This is a genomic window from Aquirufa sp. ROCK-SH2 (assembly GCF_054558315.1).
On sequence record NZ_JBPXKB010000002.1, the window covers coordinates 1 to 24,065 of the forward strand.

Annotated in this window: 5 protein-coding genes; 3 read left to right on the forward strand and 2 right to left on the reverse strand. The window is 37.2% G+C overall.

The features are described 5' to 3' along the window. On the reverse strand, positions 1-18,382 hold an 18,382-nt coding region (locus V7S79_RS04005; protein WP_459489271.1), incomplete at its 3' end, for a cadherin domain-containing protein. A 1,257-nt stretch (positions 18,383-19,639) separates the two neighbouring features. On the opposite strand from V7S79_RS04005, the gene V7S79_RS04010 reads away from it, so the two are divergent. From V7S79_RS04010 to V7S79_RS04020, 3 genes are all read left to right on the forward strand, one after another. Then, positions 19,640-20,212, forward strand: coding sequence for a helix-turn-helix domain-containing protein (locus tag V7S79_RS04010; protein WP_459489272.1), 573 nt, complete (start codon positions 19,640-19,642; stop codon positions 20,210-20,212). Positions 20,213-20,662: 450 nt separating this feature from the next. Continuing rightward, complete coding sequence (locus tag V7S79_RS04015; RefSeq protein ID WP_459489273.1) at positions 20,663-21,496, forward strand: helix-turn-helix domain-containing protein; 834 nt, start codon at positions 20,663-20,665, stop codon at positions 21,494-21,496. Positions 21,497-21,650: 154 nt separating this feature from the next. After that, a complete protein-coding gene (locus V7S79_RS04020) occupies positions 21,651-22,832 on the forward strand; it encodes a helix-turn-helix domain-containing protein (protein WP_459489274.1) in 1,182 nt (393 codons plus the stop codon). A 21-nt stretch (positions 22,833-22,853) separates the two neighbouring features. On the opposite strand, the gene V7S79_RS04025 is transcribed toward V7S79_RS04020, so the two are convergent. Next, positions 22,854-23,915, reverse strand: a complete 1,062-nt coding sequence (locus V7S79_RS04025) for a formylglycine-generating enzyme family protein (protein WP_459489275.1) — start codon at positions 23,913-23,915, stop codon at positions 22,854-22,856. Positions 23,916-24,065 lie beyond the last annotated feature (150 nt).

Consider the following 24,065-nt stretch of genomic DNA (forward strand, 5'->3'; position numbering starts at 1 on the left):
CAATGGTGTTTGTCACCGTAAAGGTTACTACTCCACTTGCATTCGAGCTACCACTTGCTGCTGAGATCGTTGATGTTGTGCTATCATCTGTTAATACAACTGTCTTACCAGAAACTGGATTGCTATTGGCATCTTTTAATGTTACTGTTACTGTTGAAGTCGTTGTGCCATCTGCTGTTACATTGATGGATGGTGCTGAAGTAACTGTTGAGGTAGTTGCACTAACTGCTCCTGCTGAAATTGTTACAGTATTAGATGTTACTGAAGTTAAATTTGGAGATGTAAAGATCAATGTTCTATCTCCTGTTACTCCTGAAATATCTAGGTTCGTAAAGGTCGCCAAACCATTCGCATCGGTTGTAGCTGTTAATGTTCCCTCCAAAGTATTATCACCAGAGGCTAATGCAACAGTGACAATAACCCCAGATTGTGGCACATTTGCACCAGAGGCATCTTTTAATTGAATAGCAGGTTGTTGATCGAAAACCAGACCACTTTGTGCCGTAGAACTTGGTTGTGTTGAAATGGATAATTGAGACGCAATACCAACTGAAACGATGGTTCCTGTGGCTGTTCCATTTGCACCAGATATACTTGATCCTCCCGTAGCATTACTTAAAACAACAGAGAAAGTTTCATCCGTTTCAGCAATTCCATCATCTACAATAGTAACATTAAAGGACTTGGTTAATTCTCCTTGTGCAAAAGTTAATGAACCCGAAACACTTTGGAAATCGGCAAAAGTAGCAGTATTGGCAGATTCTACCGTTGTTTCATAATCCACTGTTTGTGTTTGTTGCGCATCTGTTGTACGAGTAATTACAAACGGAATCGTTCCACCTTCAATACCACTCGAGTTGGCGATAGAGAAAACAGGACTTGAATCATCATTTTGAATAGTTCCTAATGCCGTTCCTTGGTAGGTACTTATACGAGTAATTTCACCGGATCCAATGGCAGTTAATGAACTTAATGAAACGGTAAAAGTTTCATTTCCTTCATAAATATTATCTGCAACAGACGCTACTGTAAAGGTCTTGGTAAGGTCTCCAATAACAAATGTAACTGTACCGCTATTTGTTTGATAATCCGTTAATGAAGCTGTATTACCTGTAACTAAAGATGTGGCCCAATTGATCGACTGGGTAGATTGTACATTTCCTGTCCGAGAAATGGTAAATAACAAATTACCACCTTCTAATTGTTGTACATTGTTAACACTATATATTACAACCCCTTCATCATTTTCAATGGTTCCTATGGCAGAACCTAAAGTAGTAGAAACAATAGCTCCTCCTGTTGGATTGTTCAATTCAAGCGTAAATGTTTCATCTTCTTCTAAAACATCATCTTGTGTAGTAACCACAGAAATGGTCTTCGTTGTTTCTCCCAAAGCAAAAGACAGAGTACCGTTTACGGTAGTAAAGTCATTGATGGAAGCGGTATTGGTTCCGTTAATTAAAGTACTGTAATTGACCGTTTGTGTCGATTGAGCATTGCCCACACGAGTTACAGTAAACACAATAGTACCACCTTCAACGGTTCCTGCATTAGCAATTCTAAATTCAGGCGCTGCATCATCATTGTTGATTGTACCTAATGCAGATTCCACATCAATACGAGAGCCAGCACTTGGATTCGTTAATAATACCGTAAATGTTTCATTGGATTCATAAATCGCATCGGATGTTGTCTGAACAGTAACTGTAGCTTGTGATACCCCTTTGGCAAAGGATAAAGTGCCACTAACAGCTGTAAAGTCATTGGCAGAAGCATTGTCGGTTGCGGCCAAAGTGGTTAAATAATTAACTGTCGCCACATCTGTACTTCCAGAACGAGAAACCGTGAAAGTGATGCTGCCGCCTTCATTGACACTGCCTCCAGTAATACTAAATGCAGGACTAAATAAGTAACCATTTAATGCACTATCTATTGGATCACTACTACTATTATAAGAAGTACCGTTAGTGAAATAGCTTTCATTAATCACCAATAAATAAGCGGTATTTCCAGAGGTGGTGTTATTAATACCATCAGCATCTGTTACGAAATAAACCCCTTCAATATTTGATCCTGTTTTGATCGGTCTGGTAGCATATCCAGCTATTTCTTGAACATTTCCACTAGCATCAATGTATCTGAAAAATCCAGGAATATTATTTCCATTAAATAATCCTGCTGAGGTATTTTGGTAGAACGTAAAATTGGTTCCTACAATAGGTCCAGTATCTGTCGTTAAGCCACTGGTTTCTAGACCATAAAAATCGGTATAAATATTAGGCACAGGATCCGTTAATCGATAAGATTTAGGGAACGAAATACTAACAATATTTGAATTAGCTGTTGCTGAAATAACAAATACATCCGACACAAAAGCTCCTGCAGGATCTGTTGCGGTCACTTTAACGTTCCAAGTTCCTACATCTTTACTTAATCCATTAAAGTTCAAATTAGATGGATTAAATTTCAACCAAGATGGTAAGGCACTACCATCCGCTAAAGTAGCAGTATAAGTTAGAGCATCTCCTTCTGGATCTGTGAAACTACCTGCGTTAGCAGTATAACTAAATGGTAATCCAGCTGTAATCGATTGGTCTAACAATGCATTAGCTACCACTGGGGCACTGTTTACATTGGTTAAACTTACAATAACAGTACGCTCAGTGCTTACTGAACTACTCGCATCCGTCACCGTCATTTTCAAGGTTCTTAATGCTAAATCTGGATTTGCACTGGTATTATTGTAAGTAATATTTCTAAATAAAGATTCGTAAGTAGCCTTAGTAGCGGTTCCACTCACTGAAAGAATTCCAGTAGAACTATTGTAGGCAATTGTAAGTCCTGCATAAGAACCTGAAACAGCCAGCACCTCAGAACTACCATTTGGTTTATTTGTTAAAGTAATGGAAGCTGCCGTAATATTATCTGAATCTATATCTGTCAGTAAGGTTAAAGGCGCAATTCGAATGGCTCCACCGCCTTCAGAGAAGGAGACTAATCCATCCAATCCGTTGCTAGATCCATTCATATCTAATTCTGGTGCATCATTCACAGCTGTTAAGCTAATATTGATGGAATTGGACGCTCTTAGACCTGTATTGTCCGTAGTTTCCATCGTAAACGCCACGGTTCCATTTAAATTAGCAAATGGCACGTATACTGGCTCGGAGGCAGTCGTTGATAGGAAACTATTCAAATTCGTCAATGTTCCAGTCAAGGTGATGCTATTGGTTCCAGAACCTGCAATTGTCACATTGGCATTACCTGTAGCAGTGATGGTTCCTGTTCCACTTGGTACAAATAATTTAATACTCTGTAAATTAGTACCTGCATCGGAGTCAGTGATTTGCAAACCTGATAGTTTTAATGACGTATCTTCTGTTCCAGAATAACTCGCTGGTAAGGTATTGGCAGGTGGTGTTCCAGATGCCAAAATAGAAGTAGTAACACTAATTTTATCTGTTGATAAAGACGTAGATAAAGTGGTAACAGTAGAAGTTGTCGTTAAATTAGTTCCTAAGGTTTTATCCCAAACATGATAAATCAACATTCCTGTCACATCACCATTGGAAGCAGATTGTTGGATTTGGAAATAAAGTCGAGTCGTTGGTGAATTAGCCAATAAGAATGGATTGGTATCTGTTGTTGCTGGAACAGCAGTCCAAGTTGTACCATTATCATTACTATAAAAAACGTTTTTCAAGTTACTGTTTCCACCAATAGCAGTGATACCAATTCCCAAATCGGATGTAGATGTTCCATCTGGGTCAGAGACTTTGCTAGAAGGTAAATACACACTTAATAATTGTCCAACTGCACCACTTGGAGCACTTTTACTCGCACCAGATAAAGAAACAGTCAATGCGGTAGCTGGACTACTTACCACTGGTCTGTCATTCGCTGGAGTAATAGCAACTGTTAATGTTTGCGTCAAACTCAAATCTCCATCTCCATCTTCTAAAGAAAGTGTTAAGGTCCTTGAAGTAGTTGGATTATCCGAATTATTATAAAAAGTAAAGGCACGAAGTATACTTTGAGCAACGGATGGTGTTACCAAAGCAGAGCTAAAAATCACACGCATGGTATTGCCTACTCCACCACTGATTGTACCTATGGTAGAAGATGCTGCACCTGTTCCTAATTTTAAATCGGCTCCACTTCTCCAAATAGCACCAGAAGTATTATTCGTTGTGGCACTAAATGAAATTTCATCCTCGCTGTTCAAACCTGTGATAGTAAATCCTCCACTGTTAAAATCTGGAGAATCTACATCTCCAACCGTAGCAGTCATGGCCGTCGCTCCATCTTGAACCAAGAAAGAAGCCGTGGCATTTTCCGCAACAGTTTTGGTAGAAATTCCTAAACTTACAGTAGGCGCATCATTCACCGCTGTAATATGTACTGTGATCGTATGTGATTGACTCGTTGCTTGCCCATCTGATAACGTAACCGTTAAAGTACGTGAAAGCGTAGGAGTATCGTCATTGTTATAGAAAGTCAATGAACGAAGTACATTTTCCACCACAGCTGGTGTTGCTGATGTACTATTGAACGTGATCGTAAATGTCGCTCCTGATCCTCCAGAAATAGTACCAATGGTTGCCCAACTACTTCCATTTCCTAACTCTACATTATTACTATTTCTACGAATTGCTCCTGATGTATTTGAAGTTGTGGTACTAATACTAATAACATCGTCAGCGTCCAATCCACTCACCGTCAAAACACCCGTATTTAAGTTAGGAGAATCCGAATCTTGTACGGTTGCGGTGGGAGTTAAAATAGAAGCACTTTCATTTTCAACAACCGTTTTTTGGGCATCCAAAGTTATAATTGGAGCATCATTGCTTGCTGTAATAGTAACTGTATAAGTAATCGCATTACTCTCAACACCTGTAAAACCAACGGCCACTTTTGCATCACTTACTTTCATTGATAAGGTTCTGCTCAAAGTTGGATTAGCACTGTTATTGTAAAAAGTAATCGCTTCTAAAATATCTTCTGCAATACTTGGTGTAACAGAGGTACTTGTGAAAGTAATTCGTAAAGTGACTCCAGAACCTCCTGAAATTGTAGCAATTGCATCTGAAGTTGTTCCGTTTCCTAACATCACATAACTTCCGTCTCTCCATATTGCACCCGATGTATTATTGACTACACTTCCAATGCTCAGTACATCTTCGGAATTTAACCCAGTGATGGAAATTCCTCCTTCATTAAAATTCGGCGAATCAACATCCGTAATCGTTACATCACCCGTAGTAAATAATTTAGCAGCAGTAGCTTTTTCTAATACGGTTTTGCTCGATCTAGTAGAGGCTAAAACAGGAGCTTCGTTAAGGTCGTTAATCGTTAATGTAATAGTTTGAGCCACTGTATTACCAGCATTGTCTCTAGCTGTTACAATGAAACTATACGAACTCTTAACTTCGTAGTTAGGACTAGCATTGATACTCACCACACCAGCACTGATAGAGAATGATGCCGCATCTGTTCCTGATAAAGTATAAGTGATAGGTGTTGAAGGTCCTCCGTCTGTGCTTGGGTCTGTTGCCGATGCCGTATAAACCGTAGTTCCTCCAGATACATTTTCATTCACACTCGCTGTGGTGCCTGATGTAAATGCAGGTGCTACTTCGTCTAAATTATTGATCGATAAAGTAACTGTTTGTGTTGAAGCATTTCCAACATTATCTGTAGCAGTTACATCAAAACTATAAGAACTTTTTACCTCATAATTTGGACTAGCATTAATACTAACCACTCCAGCACTGATAGAGAATGATGCCGCATCTGTTCCTGATAAAGTATAAGTGACAGGTGTCGATGGACCTCCGTCTGTGCTAGGATCTGTTGCCGATGCCGTATAAACCGTTGTTCCTCCTGATACATTTTCATTCACACTCGCTGTGGTCCCAGAACTAAATACGGGTGCTACTTCGTCTAAATTATTGATCGATAAAGTAACTGTTTGTGTTGCAGCATTTCCAACATTATCTGTTGCAGTTACAATGAAGCTATAAGAAGTCTTAACCTCATAGTTTGGACTAGCATTGATACTAACTACTCCTGAACTAATAGAGAATGACGCTGCATCTGTTCCTGATAAAGTATAAGTGACAGGTGTTGATGGTCCTCCGTCTGTGCTTGGGTCTGTTGCCGATGCCGTATAAACCGTAGTTCCTCCTGACACATTTTCATTTACACTCGCTGTGGTGCCTGAACTAAATATAGGAGCTACTTCGTCTAAATTATTGATCGATAAAGTAACTGTTTGTGTTGCAGCATTTCCAGCATTATCTGTAGCAGTTACATCAAAACTATAAGAACTTTTTACCTCATAATTTGGACTAGCATTGATACTAACTACTCCTGAACTAATAGAAAATGACGCTGCATCTGTTCCTGATAAAGTATAAGTGACAGGTGTCGATGGACCTCCGTCTGTGCTAGGATCTGTTGCCGATGCTGTATAGACCGTAGTTCCTCCTGATACATTTTCATTCACACTCGCTGTGGTGCCAGAACTAAATACGGGTGCTACTTCGTCTAAATTATTGATCGATAACGCAACCGTTTGGTCTGCTGAATTGCCTGCTGCATCTGTGGCAGTTACAATGAAGCTATAAGAAGTCTTAACCTCGTAGTTTGGACTAGCATTGATACTAACTACTCCTGAACTAATAGAGAATGACGCTGCATCTGTTCCTGATAAAGTATAAGTGACAGGTGTCGATGGACCTCCGTCTGTGCTTGGATCTGTTGCCGATGCTGTATAGACCGTAGTTCCTCCAGATACATTTTCATTCACACTCGCTGTGGTGCCTGAGCTAAATACTGGAGCGATTTCGTCAAGGTTATTAACCGTTATCGTTACGGCTAATTCAGATGTATTTCCTGTTGCATCACTTGCGATTACAGTAAAGGTGTAGCTTGTTTTACTCTCGAAATTTAAGTTGCCTGTTTTCAAGGTCACAATTCCACTACTACTTCCTATATTCAATAATCCAGCATCATCTGATGTACTATTATCCTTTAAACTATAGGTAATCGTTTGATTGGTATAATCTACCACATCTGTGGCTGTACTTGTATATAATACATTTTGATTTTCTGAGGCATTGCCAGAAGCAGAAGATGTAATCGATGGCGCAACCTCATCAATATTATTGATCGTTAAAGTTATAGATTGCTGTGCTGAATTATTAGCTGCGTCTTTTACAACAACGTCGAAACTATATGTACTTTTTGTTTCAAAATTTGGACTCGTTTTTATGGATACCAGCCCAGAACTTGAATTAATATCAAAACTTGCAGCATCATTACCAACAATACTATAAACCAGTGGAGTTGAAGGTCCTCCATCTGTACTCGGATCTGTTGCTGATGCTGTATAGACTGTAGTTCCTCCTGATACATTTTCATTTACACTTGCAGTGGTTCCTGAACTAAATATCGGAGAAATTTCGTCTAAATTATTTACCGCTATGGTAACAGCTAATTCAGATGTATTTCCTGTTGCATCACTTGCGATTACTGTAAAGGTGTAGCTCGTCTTACTTTCGTAATTCAAGTTGCCTGTTTTCAAGGTCACGATTCCACTACTACTTCCTATATTCAATAATCCTGCATCATCTGATGTACTATTATCTTTTAAACTGAAAGTGATCGTTTGATTCGTATAATCAACAGCATCTGTGGCTGTACTTGTGTATAATACATTTTGGTTTTCTGTGGCATTACCACTCGCAAATGAAGTAATAGAAGGAGCTACCTCATCTATATTTGTTACGGTTATTGTAACCGTTTGCTCAGTACTATTTCCTGTGGCATCGCTGGCTATAACAGTAAAAGTATAGCTCGACTTACTCTCGTAATTCAAGTTGCCTGTTTTCAAGGTCACGATTCCACTACTGCTTCCAATGTTCAAAAGTCCAGCATCATCTGAAGTGCTGTTATCTTTTAAACTATAGGTAATGGTTTGATTGGTAAAATCCACTGCATCTGTAGCAGTAGTTGTATATAAAACATTCTGATTTTCAGTAGCATTACCACTTGCAGATGAAGTAATAGCTGGAGCAACTTCATCTATATTTGTCACAGTTATCGAAACCGTTTTCTCAGAACTATTTCCTGTGGCATCGCTGGCAATGACAGTAAAGGTGTAGCTTGTCTTACTCTCGTAATTCAAGTTGCCTGTTTTCAAGGTCACTATTCCACTGCTACTTCCTATATTCAATAATCCTGCATCATCTGATGTACTATTATCTTTTAAACTGAAAGTGATCGTTTGATTCGTATAATCGACAGCATCTGTGGCTGTTGCAGTATATAATACATTTTGATTTTCAGTAGCATTTCCACTTGCGGATGAAGTAATGGCAGGAGCAACTTCGTCTATATTTGTTACATTAACAGTAACAGGAAGTTCAGAGGTGTTACCCGTCAAATCACTAGCAATAACAGTAAAAGTATAGCTTGTTTTGCTCTCATAATTTAAAGTACCCGACTTCAAATCTACAAGTCCTGTACTTGAATTAATCGTCAATAAACTTTCATCTCCTACACTTGCCTTTAAACTATAACTTATGACTTGATCAGTATAATCCACTAAATCCGTTGCACTTGCCGTATATAATTCATTCTGATTTTCCAAGGCATTTGCACTAGATGAAGAAGTAAATAAAGGTGCGACTTCATCTATATTCAATACCAATATACTAACTGTTTTTTCCGTAGAGTTACCCGTTGCATCACTCGCAATTACGGTAAACCCATAACTCGTTTTACTTTCATAATTTAAGTTTCCTGTTTTCAAGGTCACTATTCCACTACTGCTTCCGATGTTCAAAAGTCCAGCATCATCTGAAGTGCTGTTATCTTTTAAACTATAGGTAATGGTTTGATTAGTAAAATCCACTGCATCTGTAGCAGTAGTTGTGTATAAAACATTCTGATTTTCAGTAGCATTACCACTAGCTGATGAAGTAATGGCTGGAGCTACTTCGTCAATATTACTTACACTAATGGTAACAGATTGTTCAGAAGAATTACCTGTTGCATCACTAACAATTACCGTAAATGAATAACTTGTTTTGCTTTCATAATTTAAATTGCCAGTCTTTAAAGTAACTACGCCTGTACTCGAATTAATAGATACTAAATTCTCGTCTCCGACAGCAGATTTTAAGGTATAAGTGATTACTTTATTGGTGAAATCAACATCATCCGTTGCTGTGGCAGTATATAAAACATTTTGGTTTTCTGTTGCGTTCGCTGTTGTAGAAGAAGTAATCAAAGGAGCAACTTCATCCAAATTGTTAATCGTCAATGTCACACTTTTTTGCGAAGTATTATTGGCAGCATCCGTCGCAATGACCGTAAATGAATAGGAATTTTTTGTCTCATAATCTGGGATATCTTTGATTTGTACCTCTCCGGTTGAAGCATTAATGGTAAATTCTGTACTGCTAACCAAACTATAAGTAACACTGCTGGAAGTTGCTGGAGCATTATAATCACTATCGCTTGCAACAGCTGTATAAACAAGCGTATTTTTAGCTACGTTTTCGTTGATACTTGCCGTAGTTCCAGAACTAAAAGTTGGTGCAACCTCGTCAATATTATTAACAGAAATAGTAAATGTTTTTTCATACGTCAAACCGCCCGCATCGGTTACATTTACACGAATACTATATGAATTCTTTGTTTCATAATCGAAAACTTCAGATGATTTAAGGCTTGAACCAAGAATGGTAAAACTTGAATTATCGGTATCTCCTGTACCACTTGCAAAGGAATAAGTAAAGGTATCTCCAAGGTCTACATCTGTTGCACTCAAAGTTCCCACAGTAGATCCACTTGTAAGATTTTCTGAAATGGAACTATTCGATAAAGAAATATCCGTTGGAGCTTCATTGACATTGGTAACCGTAATCGTAAATACTTTTTCAAAGGTCAATCCGCCCGCATCAGCCACACGAACACGAATGCTATATGAATTTTTTACTTCGTAATTGAATACTCCAGCTGTAATTAAACCAGTATTATCAACTGAAAAACTCGCATTATCCGAATCTCCTGTTCCAGCCATTAATGAATACGTGAATATATCGGATGCATCAGGATCCACTGCAGTTAATGAACCTACCACTGTCCCAATAGATTGATGTTCAGCGACGGTATTAGAAGAAAGAGAAATATCCGTAGGGGCTTCGTTGACATTTTGCACAGAAACACTAACGGCCAATTGACTTTGGTTTCCTACATCATCGGTTGCAATGACTGTAAATTCGTACGTTGTTTTCGCTGATTCAAAATCCGTTACTCCTGTCAATAAACTGACTGCTCCAGTAGAAGCATTGATCGTCAATAATCCTGCATCAGCTCCACTCAAACTATAAACTGCACCTGAAGGTTCACTCGGATTAGTAGAAGAAGCCGTATACAACAAAGAGTTATTTTCATCATTATTAATCGTGGCTGAGGATGTAATCGAAGGACTAATATTATCAATAGAGATAGAAGTCCCATCATTACTTGTGGTAGAATTTCCAGCCAAATCAACAGCGGTAACTGTGATAGAAGTAGTACTTACAATATCTGTAGCAGCTATATCATTGACTAAAACAGAACCTGTCCAAATTCCAGCATTATTTGTCAATGAAATGGTCTGGCCAAAAATACTTGCCGTTACCGTACTAATATCTGTATTATTATCTCCAGAGGCAGTATTATCCCATCTAATTGCCAAAGTATCTCCCCTTTTGTAAGCACCCAAAGTCCCTGTACCTGTAGAGGTAATACTAATATTACCATCAGTGACAGTTGGAGCCACCGTTTCAAGCGTAACACTTAAAGTATTTGACGTAGCACTATTACCTGCCGCATCACTCACAGAAGAATTGATATTTATTGTACCATCCAATAAGCCTGATAAACTTCTAGTAACCGTCCAAACTCCCGTATTGACAATTGCCGTTGAACTTAAAGTGGTTATACCATCCGAGAAAGTAATGGTTACGGTATTTCCATCCGCACCATCTGCTGTTCCACTGGTTACAAAAGTCGTTTTTTCGGTAGCTGAAATCTTTGTGTCCGTTGGTGTATTTATCGAAATTGTAGGTCCTTTGGTATCAATCCTTTGACCCGCGTTTGAGCCAATTGTTTCTTGAAGATCTTGGTTGATTGAAAAGTTGTTATTGCCATCTTTAATGCCGTTTGCCAACAATTTTAGCCAAATTTTAGCCCCCGCATCAATGTCATTAGCCAAAGTAACAACTACTCGAGCGGTAGTAATTAATCCAGATCCTGGACTCGTCTCCGCACCTGGCAAAATTCCATTTGAAAATGTCCCTGCGGTAGTGACATAATTCCCTTCGATGACTGCTGGAGCCCCACTAAACCCTACGGGCAAACCAATCGACATCACATCAAAGCTAGATGCTGTCAAAGAACTTGATAAAATAGATTCACTAAAAGTTAAATTAAAAATAACTTTGTCTCCTTTTCTAGCTACTGAACGTGAGGTGTTCAAGGATACATTCCCAGCAATATCAATATATCCTCTTGTTACCGCAGAAACAGATGGTGTATTTAAATTAACATTAACATCACCATATTTAACAACATCCAATCTTAAATTGGTGTTGCCATTAACATCTGTGACACTTCCCTCTAATAAACGCAACACAAATGCTCCTGAAGTAGTGGCGCCCGTAGTCACTTCTACTTGATAAGAATTGCCTGAAAGATAAGAGACTCCTGTAATGGTAGCATCATAGCTCAAAGCGAAAATAGAAAAATCTGGACTCGTAGTCGTAGTCCCGTCAAATGTTCCCGTTTGAATACCTGTTACTGATTCATTAAAAGTAACTTTAAAAATCACTTTATTGGCAACGGTTGTATTAATATCGTTGGCCGGCACTAATGTTAATGTATATGGACGTTGGGTGTCTACAGCTTGCGTTCCAATAATACCCGTGGCAGCATTAGCGTTTCCAGCTAAGTCGCTCAGTACTCCGGCTTTTAAAGACAAAGTAACGTTACCCGTGTAATTACCTCTTGGATCTACTCTAACACGGTATTGATTGGTAGTTAAGCCGACTTGATCTACCAAAATAACCGTTCCACTACCTACTTCTGTTGGACTAAAATCACTGGTGCTTAATCCCGTAACAGCTTCGCTAAATGTAATGATAAAATCAAAAGTATCCCCCAAATTGGCTACTGAAGGAACTATATCGTTGGAGTCTGTATCATTGATAATGGTTTGTACCGATGTAACCGTAGGTGGAGTATCATCTACATCCGTTACAGTAAATACAAAATCGTTGAAGACCTCAATAGAATTCGTGGCTCCAATGGTTGGGTCATCCGCATTTACTCGAACATTATAACTTGTTTTTGTTTCGTAATCTAAAGTAACCCCAGCTTTTATATACAATGCTAAACCATCTATTTCAAAACTGGCAGCATCGGTACCTGAAAGCGTAAGTGTTTCTGTTCCCTCTTCGTCATCGGTTATCGCAATATCCGCCACTTTAATTCGGCTTGAGGTACTCGTATTTTCTGGTAAAGTTGTCGTGGTATTGGTAAAATTTAATGCCGTTGGTGCATCATTCACAGCGGTAACATTCAAGGTAATTATATTGGCAGTAGGGTCTAAATTAACCCCTCCATTGGCTGTCCCTCCATCATCTTGAACCTGAAATTCGAAGGTCGTATATGATGTTCCGTTAGCGTTTGCAACAGGTGTAAAAACCAATTTTGAAGCATCAAGTTCAGCTTTTGTTACAATTGTAGAAGATGTAAGGACTGTTCCATTTAATTTCAACGTTCCCGAGGAAGGAAGCGACATGAGTTCAACTTGTAAAAAACCATTGGCTGGACTATCAAATGGATCCGTAAAACCAAAATCACTAACCGAGAAAATATGACTTCCATCCTCCAGTAATGTAATAGTATTATCCGTACCCGCTGGAGCATTATTGATTGAAAGCACATCGAATGTAATAGTATTAGCAGTAGGATCTAAATCTACCCCGCCATTACTTGTACCTCCATTGTCTTGCACTTGAAAAGTAAAGCTAGAATAAGCAGTGCCGTTTCCGTGTAATTCTGTATCATAAGTTAAGTTTCCACTAGTTATATCTGAAACTGATATAAATTGTTCAGTTGTAACAGCGACATTCGACAATTTAATGGTCCCTTTTGCAGGCAAAGTGGTCAATTTAACAGCTGCTAAACTGTTTGCATCAGTATCCGTAAATCCAAAATCAGATGTATTAAAAATATACGTTTCATTTTCATCAAATGTAACTGTTTGATCAGCTCCTGAAGGTGCATCATTGATTGAATTAACATCGAAAGTAATCGTATTGGCACTAGGATCTAAATCAACACCACCATTACTCGTTCCACCATTATCTTGAACTTGAAAAGTAAAAGTCGTATATGGAGTACCGTTAGCATTTGCGACAGATGTAAAAACCAAGGTTGAAATATCTGCAGTTGGAATTACTTGACCTACGCTTACATTGACATTGTTTAATTTCAACGATCCAATACTTGGCAAACTTGTCACTTTTACCGCCAATAAACTATTGCCATCTGTATCCGTAAATCCAAAATCGGTTGAACTGAAAGTGTAAGAAGCATCTTCGTTGAAAGTAATGGTTTTATCCGTTCCTGCAGGTGCATCATTCACTGAATTTACATTGAATGTAATCGTATTTGCACTTGGGTCTAAATTAACTCCTCCATTTGCAGTCCCACCATTATCCTGCACTTGGAAAGTTAAAGTAGCATAAGGGCTACCACTGGCATTCGCTACAGGTTGATAAACCAAATTAGGAATATCTGTCTCTAAAATAATATCGTCTGCATTTACCCCAACATTATTTAATTTTAATGACCCTGTACCTGGTAAAGTAGCAATTTTAACAGCCAATAAACCATTCCCATCTGTGTCCGTAAAACCAAAATCACTCGAAGCAAAAGTAAAACTAGCATCTTCATTGATCGTAACAGTTTTGTCCGTTCCAGCTGGAGCGTCATTCACTGAATTCACATTTAGGCTAATTGTATTTGCGCTTTGATCCAAATCTGTCCCGCCATTACTAGTCCCCCCATTATCTTGCACTTGAAAGGTAAATGTAGAATAAGGACTTCCATTGGCATTCGCTACTGGAGTATAAACTAAAGTAGAAATATCTGCAACCGCTATGAATTGAGCCGTTGATACATCTACATTGTTTAATTTCAATGTCCCAGTTGATGGTAAGGATGTAATTTTAACTGCCAATAAACTATTACCATCTGCGTCCGTAAAACCAAAATCAGTCGAAGCAAAAGTATGACTAGCATCTTCATTGATTGTAATGGATTTATCTGTTCCTGCAGGTGCATCGTTGACAGAATTTACATCAAAAGTAATGGTATTAGGACTCTGGTCTAAATCTATCCCCCCATTTGAGGTTCCACCATTGTCTTGTACTTGGAATGTAAAAGAAGAATAAGCTGTACCATTGGCATTCGCTACTGCTTGATAAGTTAAATTAGTAATATTCGCAGCTGAAATAAAATCTCCAGCTGTCACAGGATTAGCATTTAATTTTAAGGTTCCAGCAGCTGGTAAAGTAGAAATTTTTACTGCCAATAAACTATTTCCATCTGTATCCGAAAAACCAAAATCACTACTTGTAAAGGTGTAAGTGGCATCTTCATTGAAAGTTATCGTTTTATCTGTTCCAGAGGGCGCATCGTTGATCGCCGTTACATTGAATGTTATCGTATTCGGACTTTGGTCTAAATCAACTCCTCCATTCGTAGTCCCTCCATTGTCTTGTACTTGGAAAGTAAAAGTCGTATATGGCGTACCGTTCGCATTAGCAACAGGTGTATAAACTAAAGTAGAGATATTCCCTAATGGAATTATTTGACCTAAAGTAACATCTACATTATTTAATTTTAACGTACCTAAAGCTGGTAAAGTGGAGATTTTTACCGCCAACAAACTATTACCATCCGCATCGGTAAATCCAAAATCAGTAGAACTGAAGGTCTTGCTACCATCTTCCAAAATGGAAATTGCATTGTCCGTACCTGAAGGAGCATCATTGACAGAAGTAACATTGAGAGTGATGGTATTTGGACTTTGATCTAAATCAACACCACCATTTGTTGTACCACCATTATCTTGAACTTGAAAAGTAAAGGAAGAATAAGCGTTTCCATTTGCATTCGCAACGGGTGTATATACCAAGGTAGAAATATCTGCCACTAGAATTGTTTGACCAGCTGTTACATTGACGTTATTCAATTTCAATAGTCCCAAACCTGGTAATGTGGTGATTTTCACTGCCAACAAACTATTCCCATCAGCATCCGAAAATCCAAAGTCAGTAGAACTAAAAGTCTTACTGCCATCTTCCAATATTGTGAATGTATTGTCAGTTCCTGAAGGCGCATCATTTAAAGAGGTAACATTGAATGTGATGGTATTAGCACTCTGATCTAAATCAACTCCGCCATTGGCTGTACCTCCATTATCTTGAACTTGAAAAGTAAAAGAAGAATAAGATGTTCCATTTGCGTTTGCAACTGGTGCATATACTAAGGTTGGAATAGATGCCACCGCAATTGTTTGACCTGCGGTTACATCAACATTGTTTAATTTCAATGTTCCAACACTTGGGATTGTGGTAATTTTAACTGCCAATAAACTATTCCCATCTGTATCTGTAAATCCAAAATCCGCAGAACTAAAAGTTTTACTACCATCTTCTAATATGGTCAATGTATTATCCGCTCCTGAAGGCGCGTCATTGACAGAAACTAAAGAAATGGTAGATGATACTCCTGGATTAGAGGTGTTACTGTTTGGTGCAACATTCGATCCACTATCATCAATTCTAGTAATTGAAATGACTCTGCTGCTGGCCGTAGTGGGACTTTCACTGGTATTTCGATAAGCCAAACCATCCACCAAAGTTTGTATTTGTCCTGTGGTTGCATTTCCTGATTTGGTAATACTAACAGTAGCTGTTCCTGTTCCACTGGTTAATCCAGAGATCGCAACTACAAAACTTGTAGATGTTGTCGTTGTAGATCCATTGGCCAAAGTAATATACTGCCCGTCTACCAACAATTGTTCAGAATTCGCATTGCCCACATTCGATACACTCAAATCTAATTGAGTAATAGACTGCCCCGCCTCTATGGTACTTGCAGTAATAGTACTGAATAAATCCACCGCAGTTCCAACCGTCGCTCCTGAACCCTCCGTAAAAGTTGCAGTCGCACCTGTTGCTGTTAGAGTTGGAGCATCATTCACTGCTGAAACTGTGATAGTAGAGGACAATCCTGGATTAGAGGTATTGCTATTCGGTGAAACATTTGATCCACTATCATCGATTCGAGTAATCGAAATAACCCTACTACTCGCGGTTGTTGGATCTTCACTAATATTTCGATAGGTTAAACCATCTACCAATGTTTGAATTTGTGCTGTAGTAGCATTCCCCGTTTTTGAAATACTCACGGTCGCTGTACCAGTTCCTGCTGTTAATCCAGAAATGGCAACAATGAAACTATTGGTGGTAGTCGTTGTAGATCCATTAGCCAATGTAATGTATTGCCCATCAACGAACAATTGTTCCGAATTGGCATTTCCAACATTAGTAACACTTAAATCTAATCGAGTAATCGATTGACCTGCTTCAATCGTACTTGCTGTAACTGTACTGAATAAATCTATGGCTGTTCCAATGGCCGCACCAGTTCCTTCAGTAAAGGTTGCTGTTGTTCCTGTTGCAGTTAAGGTTGGAGCATCATTTACTGCTGTGATAGAAATAGTGGAAGATAAGCCTGGATTAGAAGTGTTACTATTAGGTGCAACATTTGATCCACTATCATCAATTCTTGTAATCGAAATAACTCTACTACTTGCTGTGGAGGGATCTTCACTAATATTACGGTAAGTCAATCCATCTACCAAGGTTTGTATTTGTGTAGTTGTGGCATTTCCCGTTTTTGTAATACTAACAGTCGCTGTTCCAGCTCCTGCAGTTAATCCAGAAACGGCAACAATGAAACTATTGGCAGTTGTTGTAGTAGATCCGTTGGCCAATGTAATGTATTGTCCGTCTACAAATAATTGTTCAGAATTTACATCCCCTACATTTGTTACACTTAAATCCAAACGTGTAATGGTTTGAGCAGGCTCGATGGTATTAGCGGTTACAGTACTAAATAAATCTACAGCAGTTCCTACAGCAGCGCCCGTTCCTTCTGTAAAAGTAGAAGTAACACCAGTTGCGGTTAATGTTGGGGCATCATCTACTCCATTGATAGTAATTGTAATAGCTTGAGTACCGTCCGCACTAGCATTCGACTTTAAGCCTTGAACTGTAAATTGATCCGTTAATGTCCCGCCAGAAGCTAATGCTTGTACAGCTGAAAGAGCGTTATTGATGGTGTAAGTCCAAACCCCCGCACTTGTTACACTTGCGGATCCATAGGTAGGTGTAGCGGTTAAAGTGGTATTAATGGTCGCCGTACTACCTCCCAAAGTTAAAGTTCCACTCACAGAAGTACCATCCTCATTGATTGATCCTGTTATTGTACCTCCAATAGTAAACGCAACCTGAAGAATAAATCCATCTATGGTAATTGTTCCGTTATCTTGTTGTATAGTCAAGGCTTTACGGCCTTCGATGGATAATAAATCCCCTAAAGTAGAAATCGCAAATCGCTCTCCTTCATCCCCTGGGCTATCTTTTCCTGCATTTAAACGTTGATCTATCGCGTGGCCAAATTCCTCTACAATCGCTCTTTCAATTTGAGAAGAAGAAATATCCCGGCTTTTCACCCAATCCGCATTGATGTAAATACGCTCCGAACCGGTATGTCCAATAGCTGCATAAGCTGCAGCCGCACCTTTTAATTCTGCTGAAGTACGCAATTCAATCGCAATACCTAAACCCCCATTTAGATCTGCTTGTAATTCCGTTAACGATTTTGAAAATTCTTTCTTGGGTGTACCAGCCTGACCAAATACATCAGTTAAAAATTCAACATAATTTCCTTGTTTAGCAAGATGCTGTAAAATCTGCTCAGAATTTGTTAAGGCCGACTTTAATTTAGCTTCCTCTTTGACATTCAGTAGTTGCGCGTTGGCAATTTGAAAAGGTCGACTATTTTTTCTCGAAGAAAAAAAAACCGTCTTATGGCTTTTTTCTGAATGAGAAGGCTCCTCCAACTTTCTAAAAGCTGAAGTGCGAAGAGTGTTTTTATTTGTTTTTGCCCAAATGGTTGAAGGCAAATGCAATAAAATGACAATTAAAAGAAGTCGGTATAAATTTAGTAAGGTTAATTTCATAGGGGTCGGTCAACTACATTCAAAAACTTGTTTTAAATTTCTTAAGCATTAATAAAGTGTTGTATGGATCTGTTAAATCGGATTATATAATCTATTCTGATTATCTATCGAATCTGGCTGCAAACTGAATTGCATACTCAACAAGAAGGGCTGGGGACCAAATAACGTTACCAGTAGGTATGCTAGATACCTAGCTGGCGCCGTTATCGATGTATTTAAATAGAACATATAATTTTTATTAGAACATATAATACAATCTCGTGTACAAAGTTCTTAAAGCTGGAAAAAATTGGGGGGTTGATTCCTATCCCAATTAATTTTGATTCGTTAATTGAATTATAAAAGCCCTTTTAAAGCTGTTGAGATATTTTTTTAATTAGAAGTCTAAGAAATAATCCAACGGGGTTAAGAAGGTTCGCATAATTTTAAATTTAGAATCGAGGGCTTTAAGGCCATTTGTCAAACAAAAGTATGTAGCTGAAATAAAAAAATACGTGATTTTTCACACAAGTTGTCCTAGAAAAAAAAATATGGACACATCAAATAATCGCTCAAAAGCTGAAAAATATTACCAAAAGCTTGCAAAGCTTATGAAAAATGAGAAAATTACGTTTAATTGTTCTATTCCTAATTAATACTTTGTTCTAAATTAAATTTATGCCATTAATCATCGGAATTTCTATGCTCGTGATTTGTATCATACTGGGCATATTCAATTGGAATAAAAAAAATTATTCCATTTACCTGATTCTCTTCTACGCAATTGCCAGCGTTTTATTGATAGCACATAATTTTATTTTCTACCAACCGAATCTCACAGGCATATACATATTTTATTTACACTTTTGTCCTTTGTTCTTTTGCAGTGGAGTATTTTTATATTTCTATGTAAAATCCACCTTAGATAACAAAAATGTTCTTGAGAATAAATTAAACTACCTACATTTCATTCCAGCCCTTCTTCAACTATTGGCTATATCCAGGTATTATATCTTGGATAAAACAGAAAAAATGAAATATGCCCAACTCCTATTTGAAGACGCACATCGGTTTTTCAGAATGGAAATTGAAGGAGTATATTTTAATCGAATTGATTCTTTGTTGTTAAGAACTTTGTCCATCTTCATATATTGCCTCGTATGTTTGTACCTTTTATGCAAGAAATATCCACTTACGGGCGAATATTTTAACCTAAAAGAGTCCGAGACCAAAAAATTTCAGATAATCTATCTTTGGTTATTAATTGGTATAAATTGTATGCTTTCCAGTACAATGCTGTATGCTTTTTATCAGGTTTGCTATTTACCCATCATCCTAAATAGCACAGCATTTTTTTTCACAAGAGGATTTCTCTTTACCAATCTTTGTGGCCAAGTAGGTAGTTTACTATTATTCCCCAGTATCCTTTATGGATTAGTCCCCAAAGAGAAAAAAGGAGATAAAAACAAATCACTTCTATCAAACTCTAATCTCGAAATACCTGAAGAGTTAATATTAACAAGTGAACGGGTTCTACAATATATTCACCAAGAAAAGCCCTATTTAGATCCAAATTTTAGTAAAACTGACTTATCTATTCAGCTTAAGATAGCTACAAAAGAGATTAATGATGTTTTTGACTTCATTATCAAAGAAAAATTTTCCTCGTATAAAAATAAATTAAGAGTAGAACATGCCAAAGAATTATTAACCAATGGCGGAGCAAACAAAATTACCATGGATGGCATTGGATTCAACTCGGGTTTTGCCTCGAGGTCTAGCTTTTATGCTATTTTTAAGACAGAAACAGGATTAACCCCCATTGAGTATTTAGAAAAAATATCAGAATGATCATTTATAAATAATGCTAGTCAAACATTAAAAAGATAACTTACAACTTACACCCGATAAAAATCAATTAAAACTTACATGATGAAAGATTAAAAAGAAAAACTACTATATATGATCCCATTAATATTAGGAATATCGATACCAGTCTTAAGTTTTATTTTAATTCTATTTAACTGGAATAAGAAAAATTACAGCAAATTTTTATTTGCCTATTATTTATTTACTGGCATTTTAAGTTTGGTTATTTATCACAATTTTTCTAATCCACAACCAGCAGGTCTTCTCATTTTTTATTTAAACTTTTCTCCCCTTTTATTGTTAAATGGTGTCTTCTTTTACTTTTATTTAATATCCAAATTAGAGAACAAAAACATATTAGAGAATAAGTGGAACTACCTTCATTTCATCCCTTCATTCGTCCAATTCATAAGTATCTCTAAATATTATTGGATGGACAAAGAAGAAAAGATGAAATATATTCTGATGTTGCATAAAAATCCGAATCTCATTTTTCGTTTACAGATTCCTGGTGTCTATTTGAATAAAATAGAATCCTTTTTAGCGAGACCCTTATTACTCTTCGTTTATTCTATGATAGGTATTTATTGGCTCATCAAAAAAAAGCCCTTGACAAACATGTCTTTTAATCCAAGAGAAACAACGGCCAAAAAGAACGAATTTAAATTTATTTGGATACTTGCCATCATCAATTGCTTATTTGCAATAGCCATGTTCTCCTCATTTTTATACAATTACCAAAATCCTAGCATTGAGACCTTAACATTTAAAATACTTAAATTCTCGCTCATAATTACTACATTTTTTCAAGTCGGCAGTTTACTATTTTCGCCGAACATCCTATATGGAATTATTACTTTGGATAAAAAACCATCAAAAATCAAGAATTCACTGGGCTTAAATGAAGAAGATATTCCGGAAGATTTAAAAAATATAAGTAATAAATTTCTTGAATACATTGAAAAAGAAGAACCCTATTTAAATCCAAATTTCAATAAATCTGAATTACTGATTGCCTTAAAAATTTCCCCTAAACAATTGAATGATATTTTTGAATTCGTCATACAACAAAGTTTCCCAGCTTATAAAAATACACTCAGAGTAAATTATGCCAAAAAAATCCTCAGTGAAGGTGCAGCTGACAAATTAACCATGGATGGAATCGGACTAAATGCTGGCTTTGCCTCTCGATCAAGTTTCTATGCCATCTTTAAAGCGGAAACAGGTTATACTCCGGTGGAGTTTGTTGAAAAATTGAGAGAATAGTTATTAGTTATTAGTTATTAGTTATTAGTTTTTAGTTTTTAGTTTTTAGTTATTAGGTATTAGTTTTTGGTGTTATACAGATTTTCTAATAACTAATACCTAATAACTAAAAACTAATAACTATTTTTGTTCTGTTCTAAAATTATACTTTTCCATGCTGCCATTAATTTCAGGAATTATATTGCTTTCTCTATCCCTGATTTTAGGGATTTACAATCGAAATAAATCGAACTATAGTAGGTACTTGCTCGCATTTTATTTGATAACAAGTTTCAAGATTATCGTCTACTTTATTCTATTTTCAGGTAGAGTCCACGGATATATCCCCTATTTTTATATCTATTTTGACCCCATTTTTTTCGTTCAAGGTGTATTTCTTTACTTTTATGTTAAGTCAAACTTAGACCAAGAAAATATCCTAAAAAACAAATTCAATTACCTACATTTTTTACCATTACTGCTCCCTTTCATTGGCAATTTTGGGTATTTTTGGTTAGATAATGCCGTAAAATTAAAATATATAGGCATTTTTGCCGATAACCCTAATAAACTATTTAGCCTAGAAATCCCAGGAGTATATTTTAACCAAATTGAATCCTACATTGCTCGATCTATTTCTTTATTTATCTATAGTAGCACCTGCATTATTCTACTAATCAGGAAAAAACCATTTCAACATTTAGATAGTAATCCCAAAGAAAAAAGAGCCATCAAGTACCAATTAATATACATTTGGATATTATGCATTATTCAAATTCTATGGGCGATTGCATTACTCGCTGTTTTTTTTCAATCATTCACTTTCGATAACTCGAATAGAACAAAGACTTTTGATTATACCATCTCTTTTCTAGAATTGAATATGTTTCTTCAAATAGTAAGTCTTTTGGTATTTCCCAATATTCTATACGGGCTAAAGCCCATCGAGAAAAAACAAGAACGCGTTAAATCTTGGTTGAATATCGATGAAGAAGATATTCCTCAAGAAATTAATCAACATGCAAAAATACTCTTTGATTACATTGAAAATGAAAAACCTTATTTAGACCCGAAGTTCAATAAAACCGATTTATCCATTCAACTAAAATTATCTCCAAAAGAAATAAATGATGTCTTTGATTTTGTTATCAAACAAACTTTTCCTTCATTTAAAAATACCTTGAGAGTCAATCACGCAAAAAAACTCTTATCCGAAGGTGGCGCAGAAAAACTAAGTATGGATGGTATTGGCTATAGTTCTGGATTCGCATCAAGATCCAGTTTTTATTCTATTTTCAAAGCAGAGACAGGCCAAACGCCCATTCAATACATTGAGTTATTAAAAGACAATAAATAATTAAATATTTATTTAATTATTTTACTTCACGCACCTAAATCCTGTGTGTTGTAAACCTGAATCTGGACTCGTTTTCATTCTAGCAGAATTGCGGTAGCTCGAACAATATCCATCGTTGCATAAAAATGACCCTCCACGCACTACTCGTTTAGGCATATCAGGTTCATCTGGATCAAAACTATCTTTAGGGCCTTTGGGATTCAATGCTGGACTTTTTTGATAATAATCGTTTCGATACCAGTCCGCACACCATTCCCAAACATTACCTGCCATGTCATACAATCCAAAACCATTGGGCGCATAATTTTTTACTGGAGAAGTGGTGCTTTTATATCCATCCAATGCTTGATCGTCGTAAGGAAAATTGCCTTGAAAACTATTGGTTTTATATGGTGCCACATTAACCGATTCGTTGCCCCATGGATAAATCGCATTTTTCAATTTTCCTCGTGCAGCCCATTCCCATTCCGCCTCAGTTGGTAAACGTTTCCCCGACCATTTAGCATAAGCATTGGCATCCTCCCAGGAGACATGAACTACCGGATGATTTTCTCTACCCATAATTGTGGACTGAGGTCCTTCAGGGTGTTGCCAATCTGCACCTCGAATAAATTGCCACCATTGAGAATAATCATTGAGATTCACTGGACCTTGGGTTGCAACAAAAACTAAAGAACTAGGAGCCAACAATGAATCTGCAGGCTTGGGTGTCCCAAAAGGTACTTGCTTTTTCATTTCTTCCCAATCGATCGATTTTTCAGCAGTCGTTTTGTAACCTGTGGATGTAACAAATTCCGCAAATTGCGCATTCGTCACTTCCGTCTCATCCATCCAAAAAGAAGAAACTGTCACTTGATGAACTGGAAATTCATCCGCTCGACCTTGCTTATCATGCGAGCCCATCAGGAAGGTTCCACCCGGTATTTGTTTCATTCCAGCGTTGACGTTCGAATTCTGAACCTTTCCCTTTACACTACTTTTAATGCCCTTCATTCGACTTGGCATGGGAACATGACAAACGGGAATCTTGCTTTGGGCAACCAAATTACAAGAGATAAAAAAGAACACAAAGAAATGTTTCATTGACGCAATTTAACAAATATTGTTCTTCCATGATTTTTTTTAAAAAAACAATGTATACGGTTTGTAGGAGCAAATTAATGGTCTGATTTTCGGGAAATTTGACCAAAAACACAAATGCTGTACATATTAGGAATCTTTAAACAATTAAGT